This is a genomic window from Saccharobesus litoralis (assembly GCF_003063625.1).
Taxonomy (GTDB): domain Bacteria; phylum Pseudomonadota; class Gammaproteobacteria; order Enterobacterales; family Alteromonadaceae; genus Saccharobesus; species Saccharobesus litoralis.
Window position 1 is genome coordinate 4,480,119 of sequence record NZ_CP026604.1, and the last position, 14,126, is coordinate 4,494,244.

At 40.5% G+C, this 14,126-nt stretch carries 14 protein-coding genes; 3 read left to right on the top strand and 11 right to left on the bottom strand.

The window, feature by feature from the left end; translation table 11 throughout:
* Positions 1–10: 10 nt before the first annotated feature.
* From flgH to C2869_RS16700, 9 genes are all read right to left on the bottom strand, one after another.
* Entirely contained in the window at positions 11–694 is a 684-nt protein-coding gene (gene flgH, locus C2869_RS16660; protein ID WP_108604016.1) for a flagellar basal body L-ring protein FlgH, read from the bottom strand.
* A 42-nt stretch (positions 695–736) separates the two neighbouring features.
* The gene (flgG, locus tag C2869_RS16665) at positions 737–1,525 is read right to left on the bottom strand and encodes a flagellar basal-body rod protein FlgG (RefSeq protein ID WP_108604017.1); all 789 of its coding nucleotides are present in this window, start codon (positions 1,523–1,525) and stop codon (positions 737–739) included.
* A gap of 228 nt (positions 1,526–1,753) precedes the next feature.
* The gene (locus C2869_RS16670) at positions 1,754–2,518 is read right to left on the bottom strand and encodes a flagellar basal body rod protein FlgF (protein WP_108604018.1); all 765 of its coding nucleotides are present in this window, start codon (positions 2,516–2,518) and stop codon (positions 1,754–1,756) included.
* Positions 2,519–2,900: 382 nt separating this feature from the next.
* Positions 2,901–4,361, bottom strand: coding sequence for a flagellar hook protein FlgE (gene flgE, locus C2869_RS16675; RefSeq protein WP_108604019.1), 1,461 nt, complete (start codon positions 4,359–4,361; stop codon positions 2,901–2,903).
* Positions 4,362–4,419: 58 nt separating this feature from the next.
* On the bottom strand, positions 4,420–5,157 hold the full coding sequence (locus C2869_RS16680) for a flagellar hook assembly protein FlgD (RefSeq protein ID WP_108604020.1): 738 nt from the start codon (positions 5,155–5,157) through the stop codon (positions 4,420–4,422).
* Positions 5,158–5,170: 13 nt separating this feature from the next.
* Positions 5,171–5,599 carry a flagellar basal body rod protein FlgC gene (flgC, locus tag C2869_RS16685; protein WP_108604021.1) on the bottom strand — a complete coding sequence of 143 codons (429 nt, stop codon included), beginning with the start codon at positions 5,597–5,599 and terminating at the stop codon, positions 5,171–5,173.
* Positions 5,599–6,000, bottom strand: a complete 402-nt coding sequence (gene flgB, locus C2869_RS16690) for a flagellar basal body rod protein FlgB (protein WP_108604022.1) — start codon at positions 5,998–6,000, stop codon at positions 5,599–5,601. The genes flgC and flgB overlap by 1 nt, the downstream gene beginning before the upstream one ends.
* A gap of 199 nt (positions 6,001–6,199) precedes the next feature.
* Positions 6,200–7,018: a CheR family methyltransferase gene (locus C2869_RS16695; RefSeq protein ID WP_108604023.1), complete on the bottom strand. Its 819-nt coding sequence runs from the start codon at positions 7,016–7,018 to the stop codon at positions 6,200–6,202.
* An 18-nt stretch (positions 7,019–7,036) separates the two neighbouring features.
* Positions 7,037–7,960 (bottom strand): chemotaxis protein CheV, encoded by a 924-nt coding sequence (locus C2869_RS16700; protein WP_108604024.1) that lies wholly within the window; start codon positions 7,958–7,960, stop codon positions 7,037–7,039.
* Positions 7,961–8,126: 166 nt separating this feature from the next.
* On the opposite strand from C2869_RS16700, the gene flgA reads away from it, so the two are divergent.
* The 3 genes from flgA to flgN all read left to right on the top strand — a co-directional run bounded on the left by flgA (position 8,127) and on the right by flgN (position 9,644).
* On the top strand, positions 8,127–8,816 hold the full coding sequence (gene flgA / locus C2869_RS16705; protein ID WP_108604025.1) for a flagellar basal body P-ring formation chaperone FlgA: 690 nt from the start codon (positions 8,127–8,129) through the stop codon (positions 8,814–8,816).
* A gap of 75 nt (positions 8,817–8,891) precedes the next feature.
* Entirely contained in the window at positions 8,892–9,215 is a 324-nt protein-coding gene (gene flgM / locus C2869_RS16710) for a flagellar biosynthesis anti-sigma factor FlgM (RefSeq protein WP_108604026.1), read from the top strand.
* A 6-nt stretch (positions 9,216–9,221) separates the two neighbouring features.
* Complete coding sequence (gene flgN / locus C2869_RS16715) at positions 9,222–9,644, top strand: flagellar export chaperone FlgN (RefSeq protein WP_108604027.1); 423 nt, start codon at positions 9,222–9,224, stop codon at positions 9,642–9,644.
* Positions 9,645–10,039: 395 nt separating this feature from the next.
* Here flgN and C2869_RS16720 read toward each other — a convergent pair whose 3' ends face one another.
* Positions 10,040–12,118, bottom strand: a complete 2,079-nt coding sequence (locus tag C2869_RS16720) for a methyl-accepting chemotaxis protein (RefSeq protein ID WP_108604028.1) — start codon at positions 12,116–12,118, stop codon at positions 10,040–10,042.
* Between the two features lie 370 nt (positions 12,119–12,488).
* Positions 12,489–13,880, bottom strand: a complete 1,392-nt coding sequence (locus C2869_RS16730; protein ID WP_108604030.1) for a malectin domain-containing carbohydrate-binding protein — start codon at positions 13,878–13,880, stop codon at positions 12,489–12,491.
* Positions 13,881–14,126: the final 246 nt, after the last annotated feature.

Genomic DNA, 14,126 nt, shown 5'->3' on the forward strand with positions numbered 1-14,126 from the left:
CTTGCTTAAATTAAAAAGGAAACCAATCAGAATAGAAGAACTTAGACAACCAACCTTGTTTGTTGGCATCCGCAAACGAGCCTGTGCCACTGTATTCAATGCGCGCATTAGCAACCCGATTGCTCGCCACTGTGTTGGATGAGCTAATATCAGCAGGGCGTAAAATCCCCGTCATACGCACATATTCTTTACCCGTATTCAAGGTTAACCACTTTTCACCGCGCACAATTAAATTTCCATTCGGCAATATTTTGATAACGTGCACCGATATTTGACCATTTAAACTATTGCTTTGATCGGCTTTAGAGTCGCCTTTAAATTCAGATTCATACTGCAATGAAAGGTTTAACGGATTACCGTTGACAGTAGCTGTGCGCCCCAGTGCAGTGAAAGGTGATAGCGCGACATCATTTTCTTTACCGTATTCTGCCTTAGCTGATTTAGACGCTGAGGTATTTTCTTGCAGCATAACCGTAATAATATCGCCGATGCGCCGCGCTTTACTGTCTGAATAAACACTGCTTGAGTAATTCGCTTGAAACAAAGAACCTGTCGGGATAACACTTTCTTCCTGCTGCTCAGGAAAAATAGGAGCATAAAACGGATCATTCGGTATGGCTGTTTTGTCGTCCTGCATGGCAGCACAACCTATAAGCCCATAAGTAATAGCAAAAAGGACAATAAAACGACACATACCTTTTCTCCTCAACACATCTTTTAATTTAATCAAAGCGATTTAAAGTTGCTGAATAGCCTGACTCAACATTTGGTCAACCGACGAGATAACCTTAGAGTTCATTTCAAACGCTTTTTGGCTTTCAATTAGGTTAACCAACTCTTCTGTTACATTAACATTTGAGGTTTCTAACGCCCCTTGCTGTAACAAACCTAAACCATCAATACCTGGGTTACCCTGAATAGGCGCACCACTGACAGCAGTTTCGGTATAAAGGTTTTGCCCTACAGGTTGCAAACCCGACGGATTAATAAAATCAGATACTGTAATTTGGCCAACAACGGTATTGTCGGCATTGCCTTGCTGCTTAACCGACACTTCGCCGTCTTGCGAAATCGTAATGGATTGCGCGTCTTGTGGAATAGCAATATTGGGCTGTAATAAAAAGCCAGCGCCCGATGTCACTAACTCACCATTTTCATTAATGGAGAACTGGCCATTGCGGGTATAGGCAATGGTGCCGTCGGGTTGTAATACTTCAAAAAAACCTCGACCTTGGATCATGACATCCAATGAGTTTTCAGTACTTAACATGTTGCCTTGCGAGAAGTTTTTTTGCGTCGCAGTCACTTTCGCGCCCGCACCTAACATTAAACCATTAGGTAATTCGGTATCTTGCGACGAACGCCCACCAGGTTGATTAATATTTTGATAAAGCAAATCTTCAAAAATAGCGCGACCTTTTTTAAAGCCTACAGTGCTGGCATTCGCTAGGTTATTTGAAATAACTGCAATATCGGTTTGTTGGGCGTCTAACCCTGTTTTACTTATCCACAGTGCCGGATGCATAATCGACTCCTCACAAATAAAATTCTTTAATTAATAACGTCAAAAAAACAACTTTAGTCAAAGCGATCGGGTTTTAGGGGAAGCTGTCAAAGCTACCGCGTCCTGCTAACGCCCCTTACCTGCATCCATGCAGGCAAGCTTCGAGCCCCCATGAGCATATGCTCTATTATGTGATTGGGGCGAGCAAGCGCTGACAATAAACCATAAAACCTGAGCGAAAAGACTAGGTTAGAAAACGCGCATCAACATATCTGACTTAGTATCCATCTGCTTAGCTTCCTTCATCAGTTTGCTTTGGATCTCAAATTGCTTTTGCAGACTGATCATCGAAATCATTTCACTTACTGGATTCACATTACTGGCTTCAAGCGCACCATTAATAATTTTGACATTAGGTGACAACTCACAAAATCCACATTGACCAAACGCATTTAATTCAGATGGTCTAAATAAGCCGTCAGTCCCTTTATCAAGCTTATTATCATTGTTCATTTCAACCACTTTTATGCGGTCAACCACTTCAACAAAATTAGTAGGAGCCCCTTGCGGTCTAACAACTACACTACCATCAGTACCGATATGAACTTTTTCGACCGGAACCGGCAACAGTATTGGCCCACCTTCTCCCATAATAGGGTTACCCCGAGCTGTAGTTAACAAACCTTCTGGCGTAATACTCAAGTTACCTTCTCGCGTGTAGGCTTCGTTACCTGTATTGTCTTGAACCGCGAACCAGCCTTGCCCTTGCAACGCGATATCTAATTCACGGCCTGTTGTGATCAAAGCACCACCCGACATATTTTGACCTGGGCTTTCTGTCATCGAAAAAACTCGCGATGGCAAACCTTCGCCAAACGCTTGCATACTACGCGCTTGCTCAAGGTCAGCTTTAAAGCCTATGGTTTTGCTATTGGCTAAATTGTTGGCGTGCATTGAGACACCAAGCATGTTCTGCTTAGCGCCACTCATGGCTAAATAAAGCATTTTGTCCATAGTTCACCTGCCGTTAAAAAATTGACGTTATTACTACTCTGTTTAACAATGCATCAGGCGTGCCAATTGTAAATTTATTTTTTATCGTTATTTTTCAATAAGTTAAAATGATTTATATAAAATAAAAATGAAAACAGAACCTTAGACAATTGAAAAGTCAGTTATAGTCAATTCACACAGAGAGACTTGTTAATACGCCAAGTTGTGTTAGAGCCTGTTTTTAACGAATGGATAAAGATAAAAGCCTCCAAACTAAAAGCATGAATGCTAGTAGAGTGAAGGCTTTGCTGGGGTAGTAGTAAGGGATAGTTTGAGTGTGAGAGGTAAAACACACCCAAACTAAATTTTTTGCTACAGCCGATAGTTTTTTAAGTATTAAGCACTATCGGATCTGTAGGATATTCTGTTGTAACTGACTATTTACATCTAGCGCCCGCGAGTTCGCTTGGAATGCTTTTTGCGCAGTAATTAAGTCAACCAGTTCTTTGGTAATGTCTACGTTAGATTGCTCCAAAGCAGAAGAAACCACTTCACCAAAGGTACCTGTACCGGCCTCACCCGCTAGCGGCTCACCGGATTGAATCGTTTCTTTCCAACTGGCATTACCTACCTGTTGCAGACCTTGGTTATTCGCAAAGCGCACTAAGGCAACTCGACCTAAAAAGTCGACTTCACCATTACTGTAGTTAGCTGATACCAGACCAGTTTCGTTAATTGATACCCCAGTTAATCGACCCACCGTCGCACCATTTTGCTCTAACGCCGTGACTTCAAACTCAGATGCAAATTGCACAGGATCAGTAAAACTTAACGTGATAGTTTGCGTACCATCTGCGCCGTTAGTTAATGCATTAGCGTCAGCAGTGGCGGCGTTGTTATCGTCTCCTAGAGCTTGAGTGGTAATAAATGGTGGTTGAGCATTTGCTACATCGTAACCATTGACATGACTCACTAATCCAGCTGAATCAAATGTTACGGGAACCCCTACGAAATTGCCATCTCCAGCTGAGTACCCCGTAGGTGATGCTGTTGTACCAGTAGAAGTAGTACCAGCAGCCGCTTGCGGAGCAGCTGCAGTCGAAACATCAGATGTGGTATCTGTAGCAGTACCTGTTAAATCTACTGGAATTGGATTTCCTGACCCGTCAGTATCCATTGACATAAAGACAACCCAACGGTTCTCACCAACTGCTGCTGAACCTGCATCTTTAACATAATAGGTAGTGACAATATGTGAATCACCTAATGAGTCATAAACCGTCGTTGAAGAACGCGCATGGAACGTTGTGTCATCATTAGGGTTAAACAATGTCGGATCTAAACCCGTTTGACGAGCATCCAAGTTCATCGTCATGCCAATTTCTGTAGTTGCGACTGGAATACCCGCCGAATCCGGAATACGTAATGGTGATGTAGTACTTAAACTAACACCCTGTGACGTACCATCTTCATTAACTGGGTAAACTTGTAAATAATTACCCGAGTTTGTCACTACAAAATTATCGTCATCAAGCTTAAAGTTACCAGCACGTGAAAATGTCATCTCACGTGACTCTAAATCAGGGGTTACTGCAAAAAAGCCGTTACCTGTAATGGCCATATCAAGCGAGTTTGTGGTAAACAACAAACTGCCCTGCTCAAATTGTTGTGCAACAACCGATGTCAAACCACCGTCACCGGTTTTTGTATCACCGCCACCAAAAATTGATGATGCGAAAACATCAGAGAATTCCGCGCGCGACTCTTTAAAACCAAACGTGTTGGCATTCGAAATGTTGTTTGCTGTCGTATTTAAGTCTTTCTGACTTGTGGCAATACCACTCAGTGCTACGTTAAATGACATTCTAATTACCTCTTAGTTATTTTCCGATCAACGCCTTATGTTTTGCTACCCACAAAATTTAAGGCGCAACTTCAATAATTTCGTCCATTGCGAAACTGCCCAAACCGCGCAGATTCATTGTTAATTCATTACCATTGCCAAAGCGCACACTATCCACCCGAGAATAGGTGCTGGTGGCCAAACTGACTTTTTCACCACTATTGGCATCAATCCCAGTCGCTGAAATTTTATACAGCGCAGCCGGCAATTGTTCGCCACTTTCATTTTTACCGTCCCATGCGAATTGGATCGGCCCTTCGGTTGCCGCACCAAGGTCAACGGTTGCCACATGCTTACCACCCTCGTCACGAATGGTTAACTTGATGTCGTTCATCGAGTTATCAAATGCAAGTTGACCACCCATAGCAAACTGCTCTTCGCTAAACTGATATAGCGCCGCTTCTTCACTGGCTACCAGCACTTCACGACCAACCATACTTGAAGCTTGTAGCGCTTTATTTGAAGTTTGCTGGGCTTGGCTGTCGGACATAAATGAGTTAAAAGCCGAAGTAAACTCTTCAAACTGACTCGATAAACCACTAATACCGTCAGCCATAGTGAATTGTGTCATCTGCGAGATCATTTGATCATTGTCAGTTGGCTTAGTTGGGTCCTGTGCCGCAAGCTGTGTGGTTAACAAACTAAAGAAATCTTCTTGAGTCATAGCCTGACCGTTCTGATTACTATCAGTTGTATCAACTTTATTTCGTTCCCAACGCAGTGAATCAGCGAAATTTGAATTGCTTACTTCAGACATTTGCTAAACCTTATTAAGTACCTTGTCCTAAACGTAACGTTCTGGACATCATCTTCTTAGCTGCATCTGCAATTTGAATGCCAGTTTCGTATGAACGGGATGCAGAAATCATGTTTGCCATCTCTTCAACCACGTTAACATTGGGTTTGTAGATATAACCTTTGTCGTCTGCCATTGGGTGATTTGGGTTATATTCGATAAGTAACGGCTTATCACTTTCAACCACACCGACAACTTTTACCCCTACAGCGGCAGAATCATTCATATTTGCCGTTGCTCTATCTAATTCGGCTGAAAATACCGGATGACGAGCACGATAGGTTTGATCAATCGAGCTACTAACATTATTAGCATTCGACAAATTACTGGCGGTAGTATTCAAACGTACCGACTGGGCTTCCATCGATGTTGCTGATATATCGAAAATATTAAATAAACTCATTAGCCTTGACCTCCTTTAAGCGCATTTTTAATGCCCTTAATCCGACCGGTTAAAAATTGTATACTGGCGTTATAACCCAATTGGTTTTTCAAAAATTCCATTCGCTCTTGCTGTAACTCAACCGTGTTTCCATCACCCGTATCAGGTTGACTTGGGGTACGAAACTGCAAGCTAGAATCAATTGAACTAGTGACACTCATATGCTTTTCATGCGTACGTGTCATCGAACTGGTATATTGTTTTTTAGCGCCGGACAGCGCCGCTTGGAAATCAAAATCTTTGGCTTTATAGCCAGGAGTGTCTGCATTAGCAATATTGCTGGATAGCACTTCAGAGCGCTTCATACGCAACGCAAGTGCGTCTGGGTGAATACCGAATGCTTTATCTAATGAGATCGCCATTTTTTTGTCTCCAATTGTAACTAATGGAGATAAAGCAATTGCGATGCCAACAATTATAAAATAATTTTATTTGTTATTTTTCAACAACTTAAAATGAATTTAATAGGGGTTATTCTTTGACTGTGCTAAATTTGACAGTGCTATAGTAGAAAGGTTAAAACTTCAAAAATAAAGATAAAAGGCTAAACCACCAAGAGATTTAACCTTTTTTACGATAAATAATACCTGGGTTGCAGCGCTGCATTTCAAATTCGTCACTTAAGCCAGTGATCGATTCAGATGCGCCTAAAAACAAATAACCATTAGGATTAAGCGCCCGTGCAAATTGCGCCAAAATTTTACTTTTTAAATCGGCTGAAAAATAAATTAATACGTTACGACAAAATATAATGTCAAATTTACCCAATAACGTATAACTGTCTAACAAATTTACCTGCCGAAATGACGTAAGGCGTTTAACCTCGGGCTTTAATCTCATACAGCCACCTTCCGTCGGTTCAAAAAACTGACGCTTGCGCTCAGGCGATAAACCACGAGCCAAGGCTAAACTGTCGTATTCACCGGCTTTGCATATATCCAGCATAGATGGCGAAATATCAGTGCCCAATATAGAAATATTACCTTGCCCAGGAAATTTTCGACGATATTCCAACGCGGTCATTGCAATCGAATAAGGTTCTTGGCCACTAGAAGACGCAGCCGACCAAATTTTGACATGCTTATTACCAAAGCTAGGTAAAATATCTCTTTCAAGTAATTGGAATGGGTAGGAATCTCTAAACCATAATGTCTCATTAGTGGTCATTGCATCAACCACTGCCGCACGTAAATTACGCTCGGTTACACTTGAAGTTTTTTTTAATAATTCAGACAAAGAATCAAAGCCAAACTTCGCCATAAGCGGGCTAAGTCGGCTTTTAACTAAGTATTGTTTATTATCACCCAGCACGATCCCGCACTGATGTTCCAAAAATGAACAAAATTGTTTGTACTCTGTATCTTGAATGGTTTTAGCCACGCAACTCGCCTCAACCCATTAATCTACATTTAGCCATTTTTGTACCGCTCCGGCCAATTCATCTGGATTAAACTTAGCAATAAAATCATCGGCTCCAACCTTATCAACCATCGCATGGTTAAATACACCACTCAATGAAGTATGCAAGATAACCCGCAAGCGGCTCAATTTAGGATTATTTTTAATTTCTGCAGTTAAGGTATAGCCGTCCATTTCTGGCATTTCAATATCCGAGATCAATAAAGCGACTTTATCACACACGTCACCGGTTTCTTGTGCCAATTCAGCCAATTGTTCCAATGCATCTTTGCCATTAACCGCTAACTTAATTGGAATATTAAAGCCTTGCAACGCTCGTTTAACCTGATTACGGGCAACCGACGAATCATCCGCAATAAAGATGCATTTTTCACTGACATCTTTAGCGATTGGTTTATCAATAATCTCCTGACTGACTTCCGTTGACATCGGCATGATTTCATTCAGGATTTTTTCCACATCCAAAATCTCAACCAGCTCTTTATCAACTTCTGTAACCGCCGTTAAATAACTGAATCGCCCCGTGCCTTTTGGTGGTGGCATAATCGATTCCCAGTTGATGTTAATAATGCGTTCAACTGAATGAACCAAGAAACCTTGAACCGAGCGGTTATATTCAGCAATGATAATAAAACAATTCTGAATATCAGGAATTTCACGCCCACCAGTGGCTGCGCTTAAATCGATAACAGAGATAGTTTGACCGCGAATATGTGCAACCCCTCTCACATAAGGGTTACGTTTTGGTAGCGACGTAAGTTGCGGGCATTGTAAAACCTCACGAACTTTAAACACATTAATTCCATACCGTTGTCTGCCGTTTAATTTAAATAAAAGCAGCTCGAGTCTATTCTGGCCGACTAGTTGAGTTCGTTGGTTTACTGTATCGAGTAATCCCGCCATTGCATTCTCCAATTCGGTAAAAATCGGCTCACATTTTGCTTTAAAACATTATGAAGCCTGATAGCGCAAGAATTTTGACGCAGTTAGTACGTTAATTTATAACGTTTTTTTGCAAAAACACCTAGGGATTTTGTAAAAAAAACTTATTTATAAAAGAGTAGCACTAATGATACGTTTTTCACTGACAATATTTTTATTTTGTTTTTACTGTATAAAACCCGCCAATGCTGTTTTATACAGTAAAGACCAAATTCAGACTCTCGCAAGTCAACACGCCGAAAGTGTTTACCCCAAACAACAGGGAGAAAACGTTACCGGCGTGGCTACAAGTATAGATCCTCGAATAAAAATTAAACCCTGCGAGTCTGAACTTTCCATGACAGCACCTAATGTTTCTGGATATTCGCGTAATTTAACCGTGCGTGTACGTTGTTTAGACAGTGCTGGTTGGTCACTTTACGTTCCCGTGCAAATGAAAGTGCTGGTACCTATACTGGTTGCGAGTCAAACTATTGGCAAAGGCGATATTTTAGATTCGAGTAGTATGAAATTAGCCATGCTTGATAAATCATACGCACGGAAAAATAGCCTTTCCGACTTAGAGCAAGTCATTGGCGCCAAAGCAAAGCAGCAAATTTTGCCAGGACAAGCTATAATGAATAATAATCTATGCTTTGTTTGTAAGAACGAACTCGTTACAATACAAGCCAATACAAAAGGTTTAACTGTTAAAGCAAGCGGATATGCCTTGTCAGACGGCAGTTTTGGTGATGTAATTAGGGTCAGAAATAGCTCATCAAACCGCATTATTAATGCGCGAGTCAGTGACATAGGAAAAGTACAAATTAATTTGTAATTTATCCTAAAGAAATGAGCGAACAAACCGATAATATAGGTGTAGTAAAAATATTATTGGTAGTGGGAAAATACAATGGCTATAAATATCAATAACTTGGCGAACAACCAAGTCACAGCTAGGCAAGCTGAACAACAGCAAGTTCAGCAACAAAATAATCAAGGTGCGCAGCAAAGTGCTCAGGCACAAGCTAATACCGCGCGTCAGGATTCAGTGTCGCTAACGAATAATGCGCAACAATTGAACAATGCAACTAAAAAAGCAAATGCGTCTTCTGGTTTTGATCAAGAGAAAGTTGATAAAATTAAGAAGGCTATTGCAGATGGTTCATACAAAGTTGATGCTGAGCGTTTAGCCGCTAATATGATCACCAAAGAAGGCAATATTTTCGGGCTGTAAGACTTTATGACAAACGCATTTGAAATCGTAAATCAACAAATGCAACAGCTCGAAGAGTTGTCAGGTTTATTATCGCAAGAATTAGACGCTTTCACGCACCGCGACCCTGCAAAAATTATTGATATAGCTGAGAGTAAGGTCAAGACACTTACTACCATTACCGAACTTGACGCTCAGCTATCTCAACTACCCAATTTAAGCGCATTGAAATCAGAAGCCAAATTTAGCCAGCTTGTTGAACAATGTGCCGTTAAATTAAACGAACTTAAAACCCAGAACGCAGTTAACGAACGCGTGATTAAAACCAGCCTGAATAACGTGACTCAGTTAAAACAGTCTTTACTTTCTCTTAAAAATGCAAACGCGATGACGTATGACAAAAAAGGGAAAGCCATGACTCAAACATTAGGCGCAGGTATTAAAGCCTAAGCACAATCTTGTTTAAATTCGCTCGTCACTAAATCCCACTGACGAACTTTTATAGTCTTCTCGCTCAGGTCTTATGGTTCATTGTCAGCGCTTACTCTCGACTTTACGTAAGTACTTAGGTTTCGTCTGGAACTAGAAACCTGCCCCTAAAACCTGATCACTTTGACTATATCTACCTAACATAAACAAAATCTAGGCTTGTGTTGAGCTTCACCCAAAATAAGCACCTTAACTAAAAAGTTTTGAACTGTTCGATTTAAAACCACTCGCTGATTCATAAAACCGATTTAACACCAGAAAACCTTGTGCTAGCCGAAATAAATTCGGCCCACAATAGTTCTAACTTTTTAACTTTGTGCCCTGCTTGAGATGCTGAAAGTTGCAGTTCAAGCAACTTAAGCAACACGTGCCACCACTTGAAACTCGTTAATATAAATTTCAAGTTGACTGCCGTTACTCGACAAACTTTCGGTCGATTTAACTGTTGAGTTGGCGTGACTAGCGACTTTCTCTGAATCATCACGAATGGCTAAAATACGCTCGTTGATTTCATTCGACACACAGGTTTGCTCTTCTGCTGCTGTTGCTATTTGCACTGCCATTTGCATGATGCTATCAAGCTCAGATTTCATCACCTCAAATGCCGCTGAGCTTTCTATAACGACTGCCACCGCTTTATTTCCTTCTTCCTGAAGTGAGCGCATTTTATTAGTTGCCGCTTCAGCGCCATTTAACAAAGATTCGATTTGCTGGCGAATTTGTTCTGTTGATTCTTGCGTTCGCCCAGCTAGCGATCTCACTTCATCTGCAACAACAGCAAACCCTCTTCCCTGCTCACCCGCTCTTGCAGCTTCAATCGCAGCGTTAAGCGCTAAAAGGTTAGTTTGCTCTGCGATGCCTTGAATCACATTTAACACATTCGAAATTTGCTCAGCTTCATCGTTTAAAGCATTAACAACTTCACTGGTTGTGCCTAACTCTGCGGTTAAATTCTGCATCATATCTCGGCTTAATTCGGCATTTTGCGCACTTTTAACCGATACATCATGTGCTTTTTCGACCGCACTCGATGTTTGCTGAGCCATTGAAGACACTTCTTGAATAGTCGCTGTCATTTCATTGACGGCAACAGACACGCTGTCTGTCGCTTGCAGTTGACTCTCTGACAACTGTAACGATTGCCCCATCGCTTCCGCTACGTAACCTGTAGTCATATTCATCGCATCGGCCTGGCCTTTAACACCTGTTAGCGTGTTGTTAAAGCTAGCAATTAAGTCATTAAAGGCTTTAGCTAATTCACTTAGTTCATCTTGACCTTCAACTTTCAATTGAGTTGTCATATCTTTGCTACGAGCTAATTCAGAAAACTGCGAAACCATAGCCTTTAGTGGCTTAGATACGCTAAAAATAATCGCCCAAGACACCAATATAATGGCAAGAATTAAAATAATGAGTAAGGCTGTCGTTTCATATACTGCATTATTAGCTTGCTCAACAGCTTGATTTTTAAGTGTTTCAATTTCTTGCAACATCATGGTTATTATTTGACTGTAAGCATTTGCTATCGCTTCAGAGTTGGTTTTCCACTGCTGTGCATCTAGTGGCCACTTTTTACCAATTAAATTAAGCTTAGTTGCCTCCCTCACCCTACGATATTCAGCAAAGGCCATTTCATGCGCGGGTAACTTCTTTAATGTTTTGTCATAGTAAGCCAACACATTGCTTGGGGCATTTTGTCTAAACAAAACCTCTGTTCTAACCAGTTGCGCATCTAGCTCAGCGATAGTGCCATACAAATGAACAAACATGGTTCCGGTTATTGCTGTGTCAATCGCGCTATTAATCGCTATAGCCACGTCGCTCGAATACATTAAACTACCATAGGCATTAGCTAACTTGCCTAATTGTTCATCTTTGGTACTAACCGATAATGCAATATTCAAAGAGTTGTTAAGCAGCTTTATAATTCTATTAAATTCAGCCAACACCCATATAGGGCGACCAAATTTCTTCGATAATTCTGCATTTTCACTTTTATGCCGCTTGGCTGCTACTTGTCTAACAAGTTCAAATTGGCTTAAAGAAAAAAGAACTGCCTCAACCTGTTGGCCAAATTTAGGTAATTGCTTAAGTTGTGTTTTGTTGGCGTTGATATAACGGGTAAATCGTTGTTGAATGGCTAACGCTTGTTGCGTCGCATTCTCAGCATCCTGTTTATACTCTTGACCAACCGGATGATCAGGGCGACCTGGGCCTAAATATAACCTAACTAAATTACGCTCATCTTGAAACGCGACAATCATTGGCGAAACTTCATTAACAAAATCTAACGCGGTTTCGACATCTTGCATATTGCTTTGCACTTGCTTAGCTTTAGATAATCGCTCAATAGATAAGTAAGTAACTGCAATAAGAGGGAGAAGTACAAGCAAGATGATGCGAGTCTGAATTTTTATATGACTTAAAAATTTCATATCTTTAATACAACCATATTTACGCCAGTCCCAGCGGCCTTTGTTAAATATCCGTTAATATCGTAATTATATATTAAAAAGTGTAAATGTAAATCAAGTGGGATTCATTAAATTTATATTTGATTTTCAGGTTATCAGGAAAACATTAGACAAGAAGGTGAAGGTATTTACCAAAACTTTTCTACTTAAATACCAAACTGATGATATTTTAAAAATATCGAAAACTGGGAAAACTGGCGCAAAAAAGACCAAAATGCGATTTAGGCAGGAACAGCTATACCAAACGTAATTTACATAACTCAGGTATGCGAATTACGCTTGATACAGCTGACATCAATATAAAAACAGCTCTATTCTTGAAGGAGCATTGTTATTGCCTTGCTGATTGCTCAAGTGACAAGTCAATTGCATCATGACGATTCACGTCGTTACCATCATTATTTAATGTTCTAAATAAGATAACTCTGGCGATCCCATGGTGTTTACTGCGACCTGCAATCTCAATTAAATATTCACCAGCATGATCAAAATCAGCATGGATCGCATGCGCATCATTATCACTAGTCCAACCTGCCCATTTCCACTGTGTAACATCACCTGAACGATAAACTTTAAACCAACCATTTTTACTCGAACCATGCGGTGCTTTACCAACACACTGATTAGTAACAGGCTTACCATTTGGGCACACTACACTATTCGGTTTGGTCGCATAAAAGTTATCTGCATTAATACGCAACCAACTATCATTATGCTCTGTTGGTTGCGTACCATGACCCACAATATTATGCCACTCAACACGATAGGTGCCTGGGTTAGTAATTTTGACTTTAATGGGGATAACACCTTGACCCGGTGAATTAAAAGCATCTGCCCCCATCCAAACTAGATACTGCCCACTGGCGGCATTTGTATCTGATTTCACATGCCATTGTGAAGGGTAATCCGTTTCAGTTAAATTAATAACCACTAACCCTTCTTTTTCAACAAAGGCTTTTTCTTTTTCAGGGATCGGCGGTACAGCACAGCCAGTGTTATCAACTAAATCCAACTCTTGCGCTACAGTAAACGGACAAGCATCATTGATATTCTCAACACCATCATTATCATTATCTGCTGTTTTGTTCAAAATACGCGTAACATGAAGACCCGACACTTTGGCTGACCCCAAATTACCTGTAAATTGTATATTCAGCTCCCCATCACTTACAGCAATCAAGTTTGACTGATAAACATAAGGTTTATTCGCACCAACCTCTTCAAATATATCAAGGTTGGTCAGTACATTGACACCTTCCATATCAATATCCATTTGACGCTTGCCAGCCTCACTGTATGTCGTTTCAGCAAAATGAAAAGCGACATAATACTCACCATTGGCAACAGGTAACTTATATCGCATATTGCCTTCACGACTCGTCTGATAAAAACTGTCAGCTGAAGTATCACTAATTGCTTTAGTTGAGCGCACCATGTTACCACTTGAGTAGTACTGATCTTGCTCGAAACCTTGCTCGCCGACATTCATTGCGCCACCGCCAACATTAAGCGCGTGGGCAGTGTATAAAAATTCATTATCTGCCAATATGATCTCGACCTTCTCACTGGGTTGCGCGGTATCAGGCGTTTCGTTAGTAGGTTGTGACGTTGTGTCGCTGCCACTACCACCACATGCAGATAGCATAATCATTAATGCAAATGCACACGCACTTGTTCTAAATTTATTAGTCACTTGTTGTTCTTGAGGTGTGTTTAAAGACATAAACCTTCCTTAACTCTATTTTTAATATTTAATGCACAGTTTTATGTATACATTAATTTATAATTAGAGTTCACATTCTTGCACATCAAATTTTAAATATAAATATGCTTTTTTATATCAATAAATTAACAAATCGTTACACATGTAATAACAAAGTGCGATTAAATAATATAAAGTTTAGAGATGGACGGTATTCTAGCGCTAGCAAGACGCGATAGCTGTGCCTGCATGGATAGCAGGTACTTA

What these genes read in the sequence shown, in the direction of transcription:
- flgH (WP_108604016.1), bottom strand. Translation starts at nt 694, where the DNA reads ATGTGTCGTTTTATTGTCCTTTTTGCTATTACTTATGGGCTTATAGGT.
- flgG (WP_108604017.1), bottom strand. Translation starts at nt 1,525, where the DNA reads ATGCATCCGGCACTGTGGATAAGTAAAACAGGGTTAGACGCCCAACAA.
- C2869_RS16670 (WP_108604018.1), bottom strand. Translation starts at nt 2,518, where the DNA reads ATGGACAAAATGCTTTATTTAGCCATGAGTGGCGCTAAGCAGAACATG.
- flgE (WP_108604019.1), bottom strand. Translation starts at nt 4,361, where the DNA reads ATGTCATTTAACGTAGCACTGAGTGGTATTGCCACAAGTCAGAAAGAC.
- C2869_RS16680 (WP_108604020.1), bottom strand. Translation starts at nt 5,157, where the DNA reads ATGTCTGAAGTAAGCAATTCAAATTTCGCTGATTCACTGCGTTGGGAA.
- flgC (WP_108604021.1), bottom strand. Translation starts at nt 5,599, where the DNA reads ATGAGTTTATTTAATATTTTCGATATATCAGCAACATCGATGGAAGCC.
- flgB (WP_108604022.1), bottom strand. Translation starts at nt 6,000, where the DNA reads ATGGCGATCTCATTAGATAAAGCATTCGGTATTCACCCAGACGCACTT.
- C2869_RS16700 (WP_108604024.1), bottom strand. Translation starts at nt 7,960, where the DNA reads ATGGCGGGATTACTCGATACAGTAAACCAACGAACTCAACTAGTCGGC.
- flgA (WP_108604025.1), top strand. Translation starts at nt 8,127, where the DNA reads ATGATACGTTTTTCACTGACAATATTTTTATTTTGTTTTTACTGTATA.
- flgM (WP_108604026.1), top strand. Translation starts at nt 8,892, where the DNA reads ATGGCTATAAATATCAATAACTTGGCGAACAACCAAGTCACAGCTAGG.
- flgN (WP_108604027.1), top strand. Translation starts at nt 9,222, where the DNA reads ATGACAAACGCATTTGAAATCGTAAATCAACAAATGCAACAGCTCGAA.
- C2869_RS16720 (WP_108604028.1), bottom strand. Translation starts at nt 12,118, where the DNA reads ATGAAATTTTTAAGTCATATAAAAATTCAGACTCGCATCATCTTGCTT.
- C2869_RS16730 (WP_108604030.1), bottom strand. Translation starts at nt 13,880, where the DNA reads ATGTCTTTAAACACACCTCAAGAACAACAAGTGACTAATAAATTTAGA.